Genomic DNA, 18,760 nt, shown 5'->3' on the forward strand with positions numbered 1-18,760 from the left:
TCACTCGCCATCCTCCGGTCCGGCGGCCAGGTTCTCGCCGACGACCGCATCCGGCTCGGGCGCGACCTCGGGGGTGCCGTCGGCCAGGTTCATCTCGGCATCCTCCTCGGTCTCCTCGATGCGCGCAGCCGAGACGACATGCTCGCCCGGTGCGACGTTGAAGAGCCGCAGACCCGCCGAGCCGCGCCCGATGACACGGAGCGACGCCAGCGACATGCGGATCAGCTTGGCCTGGTCGGTGACGAGCATCAACTGATGCCCCTTGGCCGCCGGGAAGCTGGCGACGACATCGCCGTTGCGGGCGATATTGTCGATATTGGTGATGCCCTGACCACCGCGACCCGTGCGGCGATATTCATAGGCCGAGGATAGCTTGCCATAGCCATTGGCGCAGACGGTCAGGATGAACTGCTCGCAATTGCGCAGCTCCTCGAAACGTTCGACCGACAGTTCGGGCTCACCCTCCTTCTCACCCTTCCAGGGGGCGAAGCGCAGATAAGCCTCGCGCTCTTCCTGGGTGGTGCCGACACGGTGCAGGACCGAGAGCGAGATGACCTCGTCCTCGCCCTTCAGCGCGATGCCGCGAACGCCGGTCGAGGTGCGGCTCTGAAACTCGCGGACATCGTCGGCGGCGAAGCGGATGGCGCGACCGCAACGGGTGGCGAGCAGCACGTCGTCCTCGGCACCGAGCAGCGCGACGCCGATCAGTCGGTCCTCGCTGCCCTCTTCGAAGCGCATCGCGATCTTGCCGTTCGAGGGCACGTTGGTGAACGCGTCCATCGAGTTGCGGCGCACGGCACCCTTGGCGGTGGCGAACATGACGTGGAGCTTGCCCCACTCCGCCTCGTCTTCGGGCAGCGGCAGCACGGTCGAGATGACCTCGCCCGGTGCCAGCGGCAACAGGTTGACCATCGGCCGTCCGCGCGTGGCCGGGCCGCCCTCGGGCAGGCGCCAGACCTTGTAGCGATAGACCTTGCCATGGTTCGAGAAGAACAGGACCGGCGTGTGCGTGCTGGTCACGAACAGCTCGGTGACGACGTCCTCGTCCTTGGTCGCCATGCCCGAGCGGCCCTTGCCGCCCCGGTTCTGCGCGCGGAAGGCATCGAGCGGGGTGCGCTTGATATAGCCCTGCATGGTCACGGTGACGACCATGTCCTCGCGCTCGATCAGGTCCTCGTCGTCGATGCCATCGGCGGCGGCGGCGATTTCCGAGCGGCGCGGGGTCGCGAACTGGTCGCGGATCGCCACCAGCTCGCCGCGCATGACCTCGTAGAGCTTCACGCGGTTGGCGAGGATTTCCAGCAGCTCGGTGATCGAGTCCGCCAGACCCTTCAGCTCGTCGCCGATCTCGTCGCGGCCCAGCGCCGTCAGGCGATGCAGGCGCAGGTCGAGGATCGCGCGAACCTGAGTCTCCGACAGGCGATAGGTGTCGCCGAAGCCCTCATGCTCGACCGCTTCGACCAGGCGGATATACTGGGCGATCTCGGCGATCGGCCATTCGCGGGCGAGCAAAGCCTCGCGCGCGGCGACGGGTGAAGCCGAGCCACGGATGATCCGTACCACCTCGTCCAGGTTCGTCACCGCGATGACGAGGCCCAGCAAGATGTGCGCCCGCTCGCGCGCCTTGGCCAGTTCGAACTTCGAGCGGCGGGTGATCACCTGCTCGCGGAACTGGACGAACGCCTGGATGATGTCGCGCAGGTTCAGCAGCTCGGGCCGCCCGCCGCGAATGGCGAGCATGTTGGCCGGGAAGCTGGTCTGGGCGGGCGTGTGCCGCCACAGCTGGTTGAGCACGACCTCGGGGGTCGCATCGCGCTTCAGGTCGATGACGATGCGAACGCCTTCGCGGTTCGATTCGTCGCGAATGTCGCTGATCCCCTCGATCCGCTTTTCCTTGGCGGCCTCGGCGATCTTTTCGACAAGCGCGTTCTTGCCCTGCTGATACGGAATTTCGGTGAGGACGATGGCCCGGCGGTCGCCGCGCATCTCCTCGATCTCGTGGCGCGAACGCACGATGATCGAACCGCGCCCGGTCTGATAGGCCGACCGCGCGCCCGAGCGGCCGAGGATCAGCGCGCCGGTCGGGAAGTCGGGGGCGGGGACGATCTCGTTCAGTTCCTCGACCGTGATCGCGCCGTTTTCCATATAGGCCAGGCAGGCATTGACCACCTCGCCCAGGTTATGCGGCGGGATGTTGGTCGCCATGCCGACCGCGATACCGCCGGCGCCGTTGACCAGCAGGTTGGGGTACTGGGCGGGCAGGACCGAGGGTTCGCGCTCCGAGCCGTCGTAGTTGGGCTGGAAGTCGACCGTGTCCTTGTCAAGATCGTCGAGCAGCGAATTGGCGACCTTCGCCAGACGCGCTTCGGTGTAACGCATCGCGGCGGGCGGATCGGGGTCCATCGAGCCGAAATTGCCCTGACCGTCGATCAGCGGCACGCGCATCGACCAGTCCTGCGCCATGCGGGCCAGCGCGTCGTAGATCGCGCTGTCGCCGTGCGGATGGTATTTACCCATCACATCACCGACGATGCGCGCCGACTTGCGATAGGGCTTGCCCGCGACGAAGCCGCTTTCGGCGGCGGAATAGAGGATACGGCGATGGACGGGCTTCAGGCCGTCACGGACATCGGGCAGCGCACGCGCCACGATCACGCTCATCGCATAGTCGAGATAGCTCGACTTCATCTCGTCGACGATGGAGATCGTCGAAATATCGGAAGGTTCCGCGAGGGTCGTCTCGTCGGCCAAAGTCTGTTGCTTTCCGGCTTGATGGTCAGATGGGAATTGTCGTTCCTAGCCCAGCGGAAAGCGCCTGACCACCCCCGCACGACCCATTCGCGAGCGGCCGTTCGGGAGGGACGGTGGCTGCGCGAAACGGGCCGGCGGGGGCAGGCCCGACGGAATGTGCTCCCCCCTCGGCAGCAAGTTCGCGGGACTTTGGAGGCGCTGGCCGCCGACGGGAGTAAACGGCGGCCAGCCCGGTTCTTATGGGATTTCAGGCGTTTCGGCTGAATGTCTCGGATGTTACGATGTTGTAATCTGAATGATAAAGAGGGTTTGCTGCTTTCGGACCGAGCGCACTTGTCCCGACTTCCGTTCAGCCTGAGCCCTTCGGCTGACTGGCAAGCCAGCCGCTCAGGATAAACTTCGGCGCATCGCGCCGAAGCCGAAGGCCAAGGGGCGACGGCGCTCACGCCGCGAGGTCCGGGCGTGCGCTTCGACTTCGCTCAGCGCGAACGGATGATGGGGTTGGGTCGGCCCTCAGCCTAGGGCTGGACCTCTTTCCCCTCCCAATCGAACAGCTTGCCGCTGTCGGGTGCCTTCAATCCGTCGATCACGTCGAGCAGCTGCACCGCCGCGCGGTCGGGGGCGAACAGGCCGCCGGGGCGGACATTGCCCTGGAACGGCCTGGACAGCGCGGTGTCGACCGTGCCGGGGTGCAGCGCGACGACGATCGAGCGGTCGTTGCGACGCTTGTGCTCGATCGCCAGCGTCCGAACGAACTGGTTGAGCGCGGCCTTGGACGCGCGATAGCCGTACCAGCCGCCCATGCGATTGTCGGAGATCGACCCGACCCGCGCGGAGAGAACCGCGAATAGCGTCTTGCCCGTGCGCGGCATCAACGGCAGCAGATGCTTGGCGACCAGCGCCGGGCCGATCGCGTTGACCGCGAAATTGCGCGCCAGCCATTCGGGCGAAAGCTGGTCGAGCGCCTTTTCCGGTCCCCGTTCTCCGTCATGCAGCAGGCCGGTGGCGACGATCACCAGATCAGGGGCGGGGCCCTTGGCGATGCGTTCGGCGGCGGCGGCGATGCTCGCCTCGTCCTCGATATCGATATGGCCGTCACCCGGCATCGAGCGGGCGAGGCGGGTGACGCGGACACCCTCTTCCTCCAACGCATCGGCCATCGCCTGGCCGATCCCGCCCGAGGCACCGATGACGACCGCCTGCTTCCACTCGCTCATCGCACGAATCTCCAAAGGGTCGGCGTGCTCGCCTCGGCATCGAACGCATAACCGTCGCTATCGAACCCGCGCATCGCATCGGTATCGGTCACGTGATGTTCGATCATCCAGCGGGCCATGGCGCCGCGCGCCTTTTTTGCGTGGAAGCTGACGAAACGGTCGCCCTCGCGGAAATCGACCGCGATGACCCGGATCGCGGCGGGCAGCTTGCCCTCGACCGCATGCCAATATTCCTGGCTGGCGAGGTTCAGGATGGTGCCGGAGCCCTCCGCCTCGACCTCTTGCGTCAGCCGCTCGGCGATGCGGTCGCCCCACCAGTCGGTCAGCTTGCCGCCGCCCGGCGCCCAGCGCGTGCCCATTTCCAACCGATAGGGGCGCATCGCATCCAGCGGGCGGAGCAGGCCGTACAGGCCCGACAGCATCCTCAGATGGTCCTGCGCGAACAGGACAGCGGGCACGTCGAGCGACTTGGCCTCCAGCCCGGTATAAACGTCGCCCGCAAAGGCGAACATCGCGGGCCGCTCCGGCGCGGTGGCGAAATCGCGGAAGCGTTCGGCGTTCAGATGCGCCAGGGCAGGCGAAATCCGCATCAGCGAGGCGAGCTTCTCCTCGCCCAGTCCGGAGGCTGCCTTGGCCAGGGTCTGCGCCTCGTCGGCGAAATGGGGCGCGGTCGGCGCGAGGTCGGGCAGGGGGCTCTGATAGTCGAGCGTCTTGGCGGGGGAGATGACGGCGATCATGCCGCGCGGGCTAGCGCCGGGAGCGTTCGCGTTCAATCCGCGTTCAGCGGTTGTTGGATAGAGGGGACATCCATCAATCGCTCTGCTTGAACGGGACGCGCGCTGTCCCTATCAAGCCTGCCATCGACGATCCCGGACCGACCGGCTGTATTCTTGGAGAGAATTCGCATGAAAATCCTACCGAAGCTCGCGCTGGCGGCCGCGCTCGCGACGGGCATGGGCAGCGTCGTGCTGACCGCGCCGCTGTCTGCGCAGAAGAAGAAGGAAGAAGCGGCCGGTGGCCTGAAGCTGAGCCCCGAGGCGCTGAAGGCGGCCCAGGCCGCGCAGCCGGTATTGCAGCAGAAGAATTATGCCGCCGCCGATCCGCTGGTCGCCGCGGTCGAGGCCGCCGCCAAGACCGAAGACGACAAGTATATCGCCGCGGCGATGCGCTACGAGCTCGAATCGGGCAAGCTGTTCGCGGCCCAGCAGGCCAATCCGAACGCCCCGGTCGACGAGGCGGTGCTCGCCAAGCCGCTCGACGCGCTGATCAACAGCCCGTCGACCCCGGCGGCCGACAAGCCGCGCTATGTCTATCGTCGCGGTGCGCTGGCCTTCAACGGCAAGCAGTATCCGATCGCGCTGCAATATTTCCAGCAGGCCAAGCAGCTGGGCTATAACGATCCCAACCTGCCGATGCTGATCGTCAAGTCGAAGATCGAGATGGGCGACGTCGCGGGCGGCAATGCCGAGCTGTCGTCGGTGATCGACCAGATGAACGCCTCGGGCCAGAAGGCGCCGGAGGACTATTACAAGTTCGCCATCGGTCGCGCCAACAAGGCGAAGATGGTCCCCGAGACGCTCGGCTGGATGCGCAAGTGGATCGCGGCCTATCCGACCCCCCAGAACTGGCGCAACGCGCTGGTCATCTATGGTCTGCAGCAGGGTTCGCTGGCGACGCTGGACAAGAACCAGAAGCTCGACCTGTTCCGCCTGATGCGCGCGTCCAAGTCGCTCGCCGACCAGAACGACTATATGGAATATGCGCAGTACGCGACGGACAAGGGCCTGCCCGCCGAAGCCGCGACCGTGCTGAAGGAAGGCATGGCGACCGGCAAGATCCCGGCCGGCAACGCCACCGCCAAGGCGATGCTGACCGCCGCGGAAACCAAGAACCGCCAGGAAGGCTCGCTCGCCCCGACCGAGGCGCGCGCCAAGTCGGCCGCCGACGGTAAGCTCGCCGCGCTGACTGCCGAGGCCTATTATGGCCAGGGCAACTACGCCAAGGCGGCGGAACTGTATCGTCTGGCGCTGCAAAAGGGCGGTGTCGACGCCAATGAGGTGAACACCCGCCTCGGCATCGCGCTGGCCGCCAGCGGCGACAAGGCGGGCGCCAAGGCCGCGTTCGACGCCGTGAAGGGCGCCCCGCGCGCCGATCTGGCGAGCTTCTGGAACACCTGGCTGTCGACCCAGGCGTAAAGGAACGGGGCCCGCGTCGGATGCGGTGCGGGCCCTTTTCCACTGGGCTGATAGCGCGGAGCGTGCGCTTCGACTTCGCTCAGCGTGAACGGCTGTTGGACGCTGGCTTGCATCGTGAGCCGATTCTCGAACATCCGTTCAGCCTGAGCGAAGTCGAAGGCCACGCTCCAATCCCAGATAAAAAAAGGCCGGTCCTCCGCCATGGAGAACCGGCCCTTTTTATTGCCTCCGAAACCGGATCAATCGGCTTCGATCGGAATCCCCGAAACCTGCTTGGCCGTCCGGATCGTCAGCGACGTCTTCACGCTCGCCACATTGGGCGCGGGCGTCAGATGGCCGGTCAGGATTTCCTGGAAGCTCTTCAGGTCCGACGCGACGATCTTCAGGATGAAGTCGATCTCGCCGTTGAGCATATGGCATTCGCGCACCTCGGGGATGCCCGCGACATGCGCCTCGAACGCGGCGAGGTCATGCTCGGCCTGGCTGCGCAGCGACACCATCGCGAAGACGGTGATCGGAAAGCCCAGTCGGGCGGCGTCCAGATCGGCGTGATAGCCGCGAATGGCCCCCGCTTCCTCCAGCGCGCGGACGCGGCGCAGGCAGGGCGGGGCGGTCAAACCGACGCGTTCGGCCAGCTCGACATTGGTCATACGGCCATCGGCCTGCAACAGCGCCAGGATTTGCCGATCGATGCGATCGAGCGCCATTACACGATACTCCACATAAAATGCCGAATCCCTATGCTCTTTGACGGCGTACTATAAGAAAATTACGCACTACCGTAATTCTCGGGCTTTGCAACGGCACGGATAAGGATATTTGCAGGTTACCAGTTGGAAGGATAAGGACGTTAAGACAGTGACGTTACGGCCGATCGGCCATGCGCGAAGGGAGCTCAGTGCGGTTCGACGATAGTCTGGCGACGATTTTATCGGCCGACACTGCGACGCCCTTTGGCGCGCAGACTGCCTGGCGGCAGCTGATCGACCTGATAAGCCGTGGCCGCGCGCCTGCCGATCCGCCGATGCTGGCGCGGCTTGCCGAACTGCGCGATGCGGTGGCCGAGGGCGTTCGCGTCGCGAGCGCCCGTATCCTCGGCACCAGCCGCCCGCCCGCCGCGCTCGTGGCCTTCTTCGCGCAGGATACGATGGCCGTCGCCGCGACCGTGCTGCGTAACGCACAAATCGCGGATGACGAGTGGCTGGCGATCCTGCCCGCCCTGACGCCGCGCACCCGCTCGGTCCTGCGGCATCGGCGCGACCTGTCGGACAGGGTGATTCGCGGACTGGAGAGTTTCGGCTCCGTCGACTTCGTCCTGCCGAACATGGCGAAGCCCGCCGAGGTCGCGATGCCTCTCGAACCCGCGCCCGAACCTCTGGTCGAGCCGGTCGGGCAAGCGCCCGTGCCGGAGAAGCCGGTCGTCACGCCCGAGCCTGTCGCCGAACCCGAGCCTGCGCCGGTTTCCATCCTGCTCGATCCGCTGCCGACCCAGGCCGCGACGCCCTTCGTCGCGCTGGGCCAGGTCGCGCGCAGCCTGCCCTTCATGGCCGAGGCGATGCGGCACGCGCCGCCGCCCGCCGCCCCGCCGCGTTACGAGATTGCCGATCTCGTCGCCCGCATCGACGCCTTCAACCAGCGGCGCGAGGAAGTGACCGGCGCGACGCAAAACGATGCCGGACCTGCGCATTTCGATTTCGAGACCGACGCCCATGGCCTGATCCTGGGCGTGGAAGGCGTCACGCGCGGGCCGCTGGTTGGCGTCAGCATCGCCGAAACCGCGATGCAGGGGCTGGCGCAGTTCGACGGCGTGGCGATGGGCGCCTTTCGCCGTCGCTCCGGCTTTCGCGATGCGCGGCTGGAGATTGGTGGCAGTTCGGCGGCGGCGGGATCGTGGCGGGTGTCCGCCATGCCCTTTTTCGACCCGGCTTCGGGGCGTTATGCGGGCTATCGCGGCAGCGGCCGTCGTCCGCGCCGGGACGAGATGGCCAATGTGGTCGAGGCAGCGCCCGAGACATCCTCGTCCGATTCGCTGCGCCAGCTGGTCCACGAACTCCGCACCCCCGCCAATGCGGTGGCGGGCTTTGCCGAGCTGATCGAGAGCGAATTGCTGGGGCCGGTCGCGCCGGTCTATCGCGACCGCGCCAGCGCGATCCGGGCGATGGCCGCCGATCTGCTCGCCTCGGTCGAGGATCTCGACACCGCCGCGCGGATCGAGGGACATGTGTTGGAGCTTCGGCCCACCATCGTCCCGCTCGCCCCGCTCATCCAGCGCGTGCTGGCCGAACTGCGCCCGCTGGCCGAGTTGCGCCGTGCCGAAATCCGTTTCGATCCGTCGTCCGCAACCCTGTCGGCGCTGGCCGACGACCGCGCGTGCGAGCGGCTGCTGACCCGACTCTTCTCCGTCCTCCTGTCCAACTGCGTGGTGGGCGAGCGGCTGTCCGCCAGCCTGTCCGCCGATCAGGGCATGGCGGCGCTGCGTATCGACCGACCCCTCGCGCTGACCGTCGAGGCCGATGCCGCGCTGCTCAGCGAGGCGGGGGATGAGGAACAGCGTGACGGTGCGCCTTTGCTGGGCACCGGCTTCTCGCTGCGCCTGATCGACAAGCTGGGGGCCGAGATGGGCGGCGGACTGACCATCGGCCTGCACCGCGTCGTGCTGGCGCTGCCCATTGCCGAGGATCAGCGCGCAGGGCAGGCGTCGATCGCCTGACCGTGCCCGAGGCCGCCCGTCCCCGGCGTCACGAAGCGGCCTCCGCCGCCGAACGCATCCACTGGCCGGACGATTTCGGGCGACGCTTCCTCGTGACGGTGGATGTCGAGGAGGAATTCGACTGGAGCGCGCCGCTCGACCGACGCCATCATGCGACGAAGGCGATGCGGGCCTTCGGGGCCGCGCATCGCCGCTTCGCCGAGGCCGGGGTCGGCCTTGCCTGCATGGTCGATTATCCGGTCGCGGTGGACCCGGCCGCCATCGCCATATTGTCCGAATGCCTGGGCGACGGTCGCTCCGAGATCGGGGCGCAGCTGCATAGCTGGGTGACGCCGCCTTATCAGGAGGTCGTCGATCCCTTTACCAGCCATGCGGGCAATCTGCCGATCGCGCTGGAAACCGCCAAGCTCGATACGCTGACCGATGCGATTACGGCATCCTTCGGCTCCCGGCCGCGCATCTTCCGGTCGGGCAGGTATGGGCTGGGGGCTTCGTCGCTGTCGCTGCTCGCTTCGCGCGGCTATCGAATCGACAGCTCGATGCGGGCGCTGCACGATTATGGCGCGACGGGCGGCATGGATTTCAGCGACATCGACGCCCATGGTTTTCGCCGCGATGGCATGGTCGAGCTGCCGTTGACGAGCGTCTATACCGGCTTGCTGCGGCAGGGCGGGTCGGAACTGTATCGGAGGGCCGGGCGCTGGCCGCATGGGCGGGGTATGCTGGCAAGGGCAGGATTGCTCAACCGCATTCCGCTGACGCCCGAGGGGGTTGGGATCGGCGATGCGCTGGCGGGTATCGACCGCGCGGTGGCAGATGGCGTGCGGCTGCTGACCTTTTCCTTCCACTCGCCGACGCTGGAGCCGGGGCACACGCCCTATGTCCGCGACGCACGGGACCGGGCGCTGTTCGATCGGTGGTGGGATGCGGTATTCGACCGGCTGGCCAGGCACGGCGTGACTGCAGCGACGATCGACGAGATACTCGCCGTCACCGACTGACCGGGCCGCTCGATGGGCGGCCCGGTCATGGGAATCAGCGCTTCATCGCCTCGATCAGCTTCTTCACGTCCTGGCTGCGGCCGCGCGGCAGGATCAGGATGTCGTCGCCGCTCGCCACGACGATCAGGTCCTGCACGTCGACTGCTGCGACCCGGACCCGGTCGGTGCGGATCAGGCAGTTCTTGGTATCGATCGCCAGCACTTCGCCGCGATGCGCGTTGCCGAAGCCATCCAGCTCGCTGATCGCGTGGAGTGCGTCCCAGCTGCCGACATCATTCCAGCCCATGGCGACGGGTACGACCGCGACCCGGTCGGCGCGCTCCATCACGGCATAGTCGATCGAGTCCGACGGACAGGCCGAGAATTCACTTTCGTCCGGACAGATACGCTTGCCGTCATGGCTGGCGGCGCGCATCGCCTTTTCGGCGGCGACCAGCATCTCGGGGGCGTGCTGGCCGAGTTCTTCCAGGAAGCGGTCGGCGCGGAACAGGAAGATGCCGCCGTTCCAGGCATAGTCGCCGCGCGCCAGCATCGCCTCCGCCCGCTCCAGTCGAGGCTTCTCGACGAAGCGCGCGACCTGATGGACGCCCGGCGCGATCTCGCGGCCGACCTGGATCCAGCCATAGCCCGTCTCAGGCTTGTCGGCGGCGATACCGAAAGTGGCGAGCCAGCCCTGCGACACCATGGGCAGCGCGGCGCGGATCGCGGCGTGGAACGCGTCGAGATCGGCGATGACGTGATCCGACGGCATGACCAGCAGCACGTCTTCCGGCTTGGCGGCCAGCGCAGCCAGCGCGATGGCGGGCGCGGTGTTGCGCGCTACCGGCTCCAGGATCAGCGACTGGGGCGGGGTGCCTGCCTCGGTCAGCTGGCTTTCGACCAGATCGGCATGCCGCTGTCCGGCGACGACGATCGGCGCGGCGAAATCGTTGGAATTGGTCCGCTGTGCGGTGAGCTGCAGCATGGTTTCGTCGGAGGTCAGCGGCAGAAGCTGCTTGGGCATCTCCGGCTTGGACATCGGCCAGAGACGTGTGCCGGAACCACCGGACAGGATGACCGGCACGATCGGATTATGCATGAATGCCCCTTCTGATTGCCCGTACCACCTAGGAATAACACGGTGGCGGGTCGCTTATAACGATCGCATAACGCATATCTTCATGCTTCGTTTGTCATTCTCTGCAAAAATTGGGACAAGTCGCCCCGAAAGCGGGGGTTGCGGTGTGCGTTGGGGATGTCGGTCCGGTAGATGATCCGCCTGTTCAAACATTATGTACCCCATGCGGCGCTGTTGCTGGGCGTGGTCGACTTCCTGCTCCTGATGCTCGCCGCCGAGCTGGGCTGGATGCTGCGCGCCCATCAGATCCACTATCCGGTCGGTACGCTGTTCGAGCGGTTGCCGCAGGTGCTGAGCTTCGCCATCCCGCTCCAGATTTCGCTGCTGGCGGTCGGGGCCTATACCGCCGCGTCCTTCCTGTCTCTGCGGTTCGCCGCCGCGCGGTTGATGGTCGCGATCTCGCTGGGCGTCATATTCCTGTCGCTGATCTTCTTCTTCTTTCCCACCGTGTCCTATTGGCGGTCGAGCCTGTTCTACTCGATGGTGATCGCGGTCGTCCTGCTGGTCGTGGTGCGAGGCCTGCTCGGGCGGTTCCTGGGCGGGGATCGGTTCAAGCGGCGCGTGGTCCTGATGGGCGCGGGGCAGCGGGCGGCGCAGATCGCCGCCCTCGCCGACAATCCGGGGGCCAATTTCATCGTAGCAGGCGCGATCGCCATGGGTCCGGAGGAGAACGCGATTCCCGGCGCGGTCCCGCGCTTCGCCATCCCCAGCCTGGCAGGCTTCGTCGTCGAGCGCGAAGCGATCGAAGTGGTGCTCGCGCTTCAGGAACGGCGCGGAGCGCTGCCCTATCAGGACCTGCTGCGCGTTCGTACGACCGGCGTGCAGGTGTCCGAAATCTCTACCTTTCTGGAGCGGCAGACCGGCCGTATCGATCTGGCGTCGGTCAGCCATAGCTGGCTGATCTTCTCCGAAGGCTTTTCGTCGGGACGCATGTGGTCGGCCATGGCCAAGCGGGCCTTCGATATAGCGGTCAGCCTGATCCTGTTGATTTTTGCGGTGCCGGTGATTCTGGTCACGGCGCTGCTGATCCGGCTGGAATCGCGCGGCCCTGCTTTCTATCGCCAACGCCGTGTCGGCCTGTTCAATCAGCCGTTCGACATTCCCAAGCTCCGCTCGATGCGCCAGGATGCCGAACTGGCCGGGCAGGCGGTCTGGGCGGAGAAGGACGACCCTCGCATCACCCGTATCGGACGCTTCATCCGCAAGGTACGGATCGACGAGCTGCCCCAGATCTGGTCGGTGCTGACCGGCGAGATGAGCTTCGTCGGCCCGCGCCCCGAGCGCCCGCAATTCGTCGAGCAGCTGGAAGCGCAAATCCCCTTCTACGCCGAGCGGCATATGGTGAAGCCGGGTATTACCGGCTGGGCGCAGCTCAACTACCCTTACGGCGCGTCGATCGAGGATGCGCGGCACAAGCTGGAATATGACCTTTATTACGCGAAGAATTATTCGCCCTTCCTCGACGCGCTGATCCTGCTCCAGACGTTGCGGGTCATCCTCTGGCCCTCGGGCGCGCGCTGATCGTGACGGAGGATCGGAGGGCGACACCCAGGGGGCGTGACCGGCGGCGGTCGCATCCCTATCCCATGATGCGGCGGAAACGGCGCATCTGGCGACGGCGGTCTATCCGGCGGCGTATCCGCATCCTCGCCGTTCTGAGCGTCATCGGTCTGGCCATGGCGGGATTGCTGGTGCTGCTGCACGGCAACAAGCCCCCGGTCGATCCGGCACAGGCGCTGCGCCGCGCCACGGCCGCGCTGGAAATGGGCAATTATCATTCGGCGCACGATCAGGCGCGGCAAGCGGCGGAGGCGGCGCCCCGGTCGCGGACGGCGCAGATGATGCTGGCGCGGACCAGCCTGTTGTTGGGCGAGGGCGTGACGGCGGAAGCCGCGCTCGACCGTGCGCTGGCGGACGGCGTGCCGCCGGAACAGACGCTGGCGGCGCGCGCCGAGGCAGAGCTGATCCAGGGCAATCTGGCGGGCGCGCAGGATGCGGTGGACCGGATGCCCGCCGAGCGCGATGCGGCGATGGCGCGGATCGCGGCGCAGGTGGCAGCGGCGCAAGAGGATGGCGACGCCCCCCTGTGGCAGGAGCTGCAACGGCTCGCCGACCGCTATCCGAACGATGCGCGTATCTGGACCGATCTGGGGCGCAGCCGCTTCGGCGCGGGCGATATGGACGGCGCGTCGCGGGCCGCCGCCCGTGCGGCGGCGCTGGCTCCGGCCGATCCCGATGCGCTGACCCTGCAAGGCGAAGTGCTGCGCGCCCGCTATGGTCTGGCGGCGGGGCTGCCCTGGTTCCAGGCAGCGCTGGCGCGGGATGCCTATCACCTGCGCGCGCTGATCCAATATGCCGCGACGTTGGGCGATCTGGGCAGGTCGAGCGAGGCACTGGCGGCGACCCGTTCGGCGTTGGTGTCGCAGCCGGGCAACCCGGAAGCCTTTTATCTTCAGGCGGTGATTGCGGCTCGGGCGGGGCGCTATGGTCTGGCGCAGCAACTGCTCCAGCTGACCGGCGGCGCGTTGCGGATGCGCCCGGGTACGGCGATGCTGGAAGGCGCGATCGCCTATGCACAGGGACGGCCCCAGCGTGCGGTGCGGGCGTGGACCCGGCTGGTGACGATGCAGCCGATGAACGTGGCCGCACGCCGATTGCTGGCGGCGGCGCAGATTGGTGCGGGCGATCGGCTTACCGCGCTGGCGACCCTCCGCCCGATTCTGGCGCGGGCAGATGCGGATGGCTATGCGCTGCGACTGGCTGTGCTGGCCGACCCAGAGGATGCCGCCGCGCTGATCGATCGCGCCGCGTCGGGGCAGCGCGGAGATGCCGCCATCTTTCGGCCTGATCGTGCCGTGGCCGATCTGAAGATGGCCGCTGCCGAATCCCCGGCCGACCCGACTTATGCGCTTGGCCTGATCCGTGGACTGGCGAGCCAGGGCGACCGTGCTGGCGCGATCCGGGTCGCCCAGTCGCTAGTCCGCGTGAGCCCGGGCGCGCCTGCCGCGCAGCTGGCTTACGGCGATGTGCTGGCGACCGCCGGGCGGAATGTCGACGCGCTGGGGCCTTACGCAAAAGCGGCGGACCTGACCTTTGACGAGCCGACCATGTTGCGGCTGGTCGACACTTATCAGCGGACCGGGCGGGCGGAAGACGCGGCGGTCAGCTTGGGACTGTATCTCTCGCAGAACCCGCAAAGCGTGGTCGCGCGCCGCCTGCTGGCCCGCTGGCAGATGACCGCCGGGCGATGGGACGACGCGATCGAGACGCTGGAAGGGCTTCGCCTCCAGATCGGCCTGCGCGATGTGGCGCTGCTTCACGACTTGGCGATCGCCTATGCCGGGGCGGGGGACGGAGTCGTCGCGCGACTTTATGCGGCGGCGGCCTATCGACTGGCGCCGATGAACGCCGCCGTGGCGGATGCCTATGGCCGCGCACTGGCCGTGGCGGGCGAGCCGGACGCTGCGCGGCAGCTGTTCGACAAGGCGCTTGCCCTCGCGCCGGGCGATCCAACGATCCTGGCCCACCGCGCCCAGCTCTGAGGACGCGCGCTTGGCAGGAGGGGAGCGGTGCCGTACCAGCGGCGCCATGACCGAGCTCGCCAACCCCATCCTCGAACGCATCGCCGCCGCTCTCGAACGAATGGCGCCGCCGCCAGCGCCCTCGGCCGATCCGCTCGCCCATCCGGCCTATCTATGGCGGGGCGGGGCGCTTCACGCCGCGCGCGGTTTCGCGCCGGTGCCGCTCGATCTGTTGCAAGGGCTGGGCCAGCAGCGCGAGGCTCTGATCGCCAATCTGACCCGTCTGGCGGATGGCCATGCGGCGCAGGACGTGCTGCTCTGGGGCGCGCGCGGCACCGGCAAGTCGGCACTGGTCAAGGCGGGCATTGCCTCCGTCCAGACGGATCGTCCGGGACGGCTGGCGCTGGTATCGGTCGATACGCTCGACAGTCTGCCCGAACTGTTCGCGATGCTGGAGGGCGTCGACCGCGCCTTTGCCGTCTTCATCGACGATCTCGGCTTCGACGAGGCGGGGGAGGGCCGCAAGCTGCGTTCGCTGCTCGACGGCGGGGCGGAGGCGCGGCCAGCGCATGTCCGACTGCTCGTCACCGCCAATCGCCGCCATCTGCTGCCCCGCGACTTGAGCGAGCAGGACAGCGCGATCAATCCGCGCGACGTGATCGACGATCAACTGGCGCTGGCGGACCGCTTCGGCCTGAGCCTGGGTTTCCATGCGCTCGACCAGGACGGCTATCTGGCGATCGTGCGCGGCTATACGAACCGCTACGGCCTGCCGTTCGACGGGCACGAGGCGGTCAACTGGGCGACGCGCCGGGGCAGCCGTTCTGGACGGGTGGCGTGGCAGTATATCGTCGATCTGGCGGGGCGGCTGGGGCAAAATCTGTCATAATTTCGACGACGGATAAAAAACCGCTTGCACGGTACCGAGCCGCTGGCTATTGGCGCGCCTCCAGCATGGATCGGCCTTCCCGAGAGGCTCTGAAAACCGATCCATACTCTCTAGTCGGGGAGTAGCTCAGCCTGGTAGAGCACTGCCTTCGGGAGGCAGGGGCCGGAGGTTCGAATCCTCTCTCCCCGACCATTTCTGCCGCCAAACGCGGTCCAGCCCATCGATAGCAATCGGCCCGCAGGGCGCCCCGGCTCGACCGGGTGGCATGACCTGGCTCGAATCCATCGCCTTCATCCTCGGCGTCGCGAACGTCACGCTGGTCGTGCGCCGCAGCCTGTGGAACTATCCTGTCGCGCTGGTGATGGTGTCGCTCTACGCGCTGCTGTTCTGGCGCGAGCGGCTCTATAGCGATGCCGCGTTGCAGCTCTTCTTCTTCGCGCTGAATCTTTATGGCTGGATCATCTGGCGGCGCAGCGTCGCGCAAGCGGGCGAGGTGCGGGTCGAGAGGCTTTCGTCCACCGAGCGTGTCGCATGGTTTGCGGGTATCGCGGTCGCCTCGCTCGGCTGGGGTGCGGCCATGGCGCATTGGACCGACGCGGCGATGCCCTTCTGGGATGCCGCCAACGCCGTCACCAGCGTTGCCGCCCAGATCCTGCTCGCGCGGCGACGGCTGGAGAATTGGCTGCTCTGGATCGTCGTCGATCTCTCCTCCATCGCGCTTTACGCGGTGAAGGGGCTGACGCTGACCGCCATCCTCTATGTCATCTTCCTGGGATTGAGCCTGTGGGGCTATCGCGAATGGCGCGGACGGGCATGACGAGCATCTGCCTCCACGGCCCCGAGAGCACCGGCAAATCGACCGTCGGTCCGCGCCTCGCGGCGGCGCTGGGCGGACGGTATCTGGGCGAATATGGCCGCGACTATGCCGAGGCGCATGGCACCGACTTCACCATGGCCGATCTGGTGGCGATCGGGCGGGGGCATGACGCGATGCTGGCCAGGGCGATGGCCGACGGGCCTTGGCCGGTCGTCACCGATACCGATCCGCTGATGACCGCCGTCTGGGCTGATATGCTGTTCGGGACGCGCGATCCGTGGTTCGCGCAGTGGAACCGGCTGTCCGACGTCTATCTGCTCTTCGCCCCCGACCTGCCCTGGATAGAGGACGGTACGCGCCTGTTCGGCACGCTCGCCGAGCGGCAACGCTTTTTCGAGCTGTCGCGCGCCGAGCTGGATCGGCGGGGCGTTCCTTACGCGCTGATCGAGGGGCAGGGCGAAAGCCGCTATGCAAATTGCATCGCCGCGCTAGAGCGCTTTGGCATCCGCCCGCATCTTTGCTAGTGGCGTGATCGAATAGCTTTTCAGGAAACCATTCCCCCCGTGTCCACGCCGCTCGACAAGATCCGCAACTTTTCCATCATCGCGCATATCGACCATGGCAAGTCGACGCTCGCCGATCGCCTGATCCAGTTCACCGGCGGCCTGACCGACCGCGAGATGAGCGAGCAGGTTCTCGATAACATGGAGATCGAGAAGGAACGCGGCATCACCATCAAGGCGCAGACCGTGCGCCTGGCGTATAAGGCACAGGACGGCGAAACCTATACGCTGAACCTGATGGACACGCCGGGCCATGTCGACTTCGCCTATGAGGTCAGCCGGTCGCTGGCCGCGTGCGAAGGCGCGCTGCTGGTCGTCGACGCCGCGCAGGGGGTCGAGGCGCAGACGCTGGCGAACGTCTATCAGTCGATCGAGCACGACCATGAGATCGTGCCCGTCATCAACAAGATCGATCTTCCCGCCGCCGAGCCGGAAAAGGTCCGCGCCGAGATCGAGGACGTGATCGGCATCGACGCCTCGGGCGCGGTGCTGGCCAGCGCCAAGTCGGGTATCGGCATCGGCGATATCCTGGAAGCGATCGTCAAGAACATCCCCGCACCCAAGGGCGATGCGACCGCGCCGCTCAAGGCGATGCTGGTCGACAGCTGGTATGACCCCTATCTGGGCGTCGTCATTCTGGTCCGCGTGATGGAAGGCACCCTGAAAAAGGGGCAGCAGATCAAGTTCATGCAGGCGGGCACGACCCATCTGATCGACCGCGTCGGCTGTTTCCGCCCGAAGATCGAGCAGTTGACCGAGCTGGGTGTCGGCGAGATCGGCTTCATCACCGCGCAGATCAAGGACGTGGCGCAGGCGCGCGTCGGCGACACGCTGACCGACGCCAAGAAGCCGACCGAGCAGGCGCTGCCGGGCTTCAAGGAAGTCCAGCCGGTCGTGTTCTGCGGCCTGTTCCCGGTCGACGCCAACGACTTCGAAAAGCTGCGCGAGTCGATCAGCAAGCTGCGGCTGAACGACGCCTCGTTCAGCTTCGAGATGGAAACCTCCGCCGCGCTCGGCTTCGGTTTCCGTTGCGGCTTCCTGGGGCTGCTGCATCTGGAGATCATCCAGGAGCGCCTGACCCGCGAGTACGACCTCGACCTCATCACTACCGCGCCGTCGGTGGTCTATCAGATCGAGCTGAGCCATGACGGCGGGCAGATCGACCTGCACAACCCGGCCGACATGCCCGATCCGAACAAGATCGCGTCGATCAGCGAGCCGTGGATCGAGGCGACCATCTACGTCCCCGACGAATATCTGGGTTCTATCCTGAAGCTGTGCCAGGACCGGCGCGGCATCCAGAAGAACCTGACCTATGTCGGCGGGCGCGCGCAGGCGACCTATGAACTGCCGCTCAACGAAGTCGTGTTCGATTTCTATGACCGGCTCAAGTCGTTGTCCAAGGGCTATGCCAGCTTCGACTATCACCAGATCGGCTATCGCGAGGGCGACCTCGTCAAGATGTCGATCCTGGTCAACGAAGAGCCGGTCGACGCGCTGTCGATGATCGTCCACCGTGGCACTGCCGAGACGCGCGGGCGCGGTATGTGCGAGCGGCTGAAGGAACTCATCCCACGCCACCTGTTCAAGATCCCGATCCAGGCGGCGATCGGCGGCAAGGTGATCGCGCGCGAGACGATCAGTGCGATGCGCAAGGACGTGACCGCCAAATGCTATGGCGGTGACGCAACACGTAAGCGCAAGCTGTTGGAAAAGCAGAAAAAGGGTAAGGCGAAGATGCGCGAGTATGGCTCGGTCAGCATCCCGCAGGAAGCCTTCATCGCCGCGCTGCGCATGGGCGACGAGGCGTAAAGGCGTGATGATCCTCCCCGGCACGGGGAGGTGGCAGCCCACAGGGCTGACGGAGGGGGGCTTCCACAAGGGTCATGTCTCGTGGAACGCCCCCTCCACCACCGCTTCGCGGTGGTCCCCCTCCCCGTATCGGGGAGGATTTGCTGGGATAAAATCGTTCCTTGTGC

General features: G+C 66.6%; 14 protein-coding genes and 1 tRNA gene. 10 read left to right on the forward strand and 5 right to left on the reverse strand.

Annotated features, from left to right (window positions below; all coding sequences use genetic code 11):
- The 3 genes from gyrA to KV697_RS01205 all read right to left on the reverse strand — a co-directional run bounded on the left by gyrA (position 1) and on the right by KV697_RS01205 (position 4,705).
- Entirely contained in the window at positions 1-2,751 is a 2,751-nt protein-coding gene (gene gyrA / locus KV697_RS01195) for a DNA gyrase subunit A (RefSeq protein ID WP_219019766.1), read from the reverse strand.
- 518 nt (positions 2,752-3,269) lie between these two features.
- Positions 3,270-3,968, reverse strand: coding sequence for an SDR family NAD(P)-dependent oxidoreductase (locus KV697_RS01200; RefSeq protein WP_056432922.1), 699 nt, complete (start codon positions 3,966-3,968; stop codon positions 3,270-3,272).
- Positions 3,965-4,705 carry a YaaA family protein gene (locus KV697_RS01205; RefSeq protein WP_219019767.1) on the reverse strand — a complete coding sequence of 247 codons (741 nt, stop codon included), beginning with the start codon at positions 4,703-4,705 and terminating at the stop codon, positions 3,965-3,967. Before KV697_RS01205 ends, KV697_RS01200 begins: the two co-directional genes overlap by 4 nt.
- A gap of 168 nt (positions 4,706-4,873) precedes the next feature.
- On the opposite strand from KV697_RS01205, the gene KV697_RS01210 reads away from it, so the two are divergent.
- Positions 4,874-6,163, forward strand: a complete 1,290-nt coding sequence (locus KV697_RS01210) for a hypothetical protein (protein ID WP_219019768.1) — start codon at positions 4,874-4,876, stop codon at positions 6,161-6,163.
- Positions 6,164-6,402: 239 nt separating this feature from the next.
- Here the strand turns inward: KV697_RS01210 and KV697_RS01215 are convergent, their stop codons facing one another.
- Positions 6,403-6,870 carry an Lrp/AsnC family transcriptional regulator gene (locus KV697_RS01215; protein WP_042487895.1) on the reverse strand — a complete coding sequence of 156 codons (468 nt, stop codon included), beginning with the start codon at positions 6,868-6,870 and terminating at the stop codon, positions 6,403-6,405.
- A gap of 191 nt (positions 6,871-7,061) precedes the next feature.
- Between KV697_RS01215 and KV697_RS01220 the strand changes: the two genes are divergently transcribed.
- Both KV697_RS01220 and KV697_RS01225 read left to right on the forward strand, forming a co-directional pair.
- On the forward strand, positions 7,062-8,873 hold the full coding sequence (locus KV697_RS01220; RefSeq protein ID WP_257575508.1) for a hypothetical protein: 1,812 nt from the start codon (positions 7,062-7,064) through the stop codon (positions 8,871-8,873).
- A gap of 2 nt (positions 8,874-8,875) precedes the next feature.
- Positions 8,876-9,874: a polysaccharide deacetylase family protein gene (locus KV697_RS01225; RefSeq protein ID WP_219019770.1), complete on the forward strand. Its 999-nt coding sequence runs from the start codon at positions 8,876-8,878 to the stop codon at positions 9,872-9,874.
- A 34-nt stretch (positions 9,875-9,908) separates the two neighbouring features.
- Here the strand turns inward: KV697_RS01225 and KV697_RS01230 are convergent, their stop codons facing one another.
- Positions 9,909-10,952 (reverse strand): mannose-1-phosphate guanylyltransferase/mannose-6-phosphate isomerase, encoded by a 1,044-nt coding sequence (locus tag KV697_RS01230; RefSeq protein WP_219019771.1) that lies wholly within the window; start codon positions 10,950-10,952, stop codon positions 9,909-9,911.
- 171 nt (positions 10,953-11,123) lie between these two features.
- On the opposite strand from KV697_RS01230, the gene KV697_RS01235 reads away from it, so the two are divergent.
- The 7 genes from KV697_RS01235 to lepA all read left to right on the forward strand — a co-directional run bounded on the left by KV697_RS01235 (position 11,124) and on the right by lepA (position 18,593).
- On the forward strand, positions 11,124-12,512 hold the full coding sequence (locus tag KV697_RS01235; RefSeq protein WP_219019772.1) for a TIGR03013 family XrtA/PEP-CTERM system glycosyltransferase: 1,389 nt from the start codon (positions 11,124-11,126) through the stop codon (positions 12,510-12,512).
- A gap of 65 nt (positions 12,513-12,577) precedes the next feature.
- Complete coding sequence (locus tag KV697_RS01240) at positions 12,578-14,533, forward strand: tetratricopeptide repeat protein (RefSeq protein WP_219019773.1); 1,956 nt, start codon at positions 12,578-12,580, stop codon at positions 14,531-14,533.
- A gap of 46 nt (positions 14,534-14,579) precedes the next feature.
- Positions 14,580-15,401 (forward strand): ATP-binding protein, encoded by an 822-nt coding sequence (locus KV697_RS01245; RefSeq protein WP_219019774.1) that lies wholly within the window; start codon positions 14,580-14,582, stop codon positions 15,399-15,401.
- Positions 15,402-15,516: 115 nt separating this feature from the next.
- Positions 15,517-15,593 (forward strand) — tRNA-Pro (locus KV697_RS01250).
- Between the two features lie 73 nt (positions 15,594-15,666).
- Entirely contained in the window at positions 15,667-16,218 is a 552-nt protein-coding gene (gene pnuC / locus KV697_RS01255) for a nicotinamide riboside transporter PnuC (RefSeq protein ID WP_219019775.1), read from the forward strand.
- Positions 16,215-16,742 carry an AAA family ATPase gene (locus KV697_RS01260; protein ID WP_219019776.1) on the forward strand — a complete coding sequence of 176 codons (528 nt, stop codon included), beginning with the start codon at positions 16,215-16,217 and terminating at the stop codon, positions 16,740-16,742. The genes pnuC and KV697_RS01260 overlap by 4 nt, the downstream gene beginning before the upstream one ends.
- 39 nt (positions 16,743-16,781) lie before the next feature.
- Entirely contained in the window at positions 16,782-18,593 is a 1,812-nt protein-coding gene (gene lepA / locus KV697_RS01265) for a translation elongation factor 4 (RefSeq protein ID WP_056432949.1), read from the forward strand.
- Positions 18,594-18,760 lie beyond the last annotated feature (167 nt).

The sequence above is a fragment of the Sphingomonas sanguinis genome (assembly GCF_019297835.1).
In the GTDB taxonomy this organism is placed as follows: Bacteria; Pseudomonadota; Alphaproteobacteria; order Sphingomonadales; family Sphingomonadaceae; genus Sphingomonas; species Sphingomonas sanguinis_D.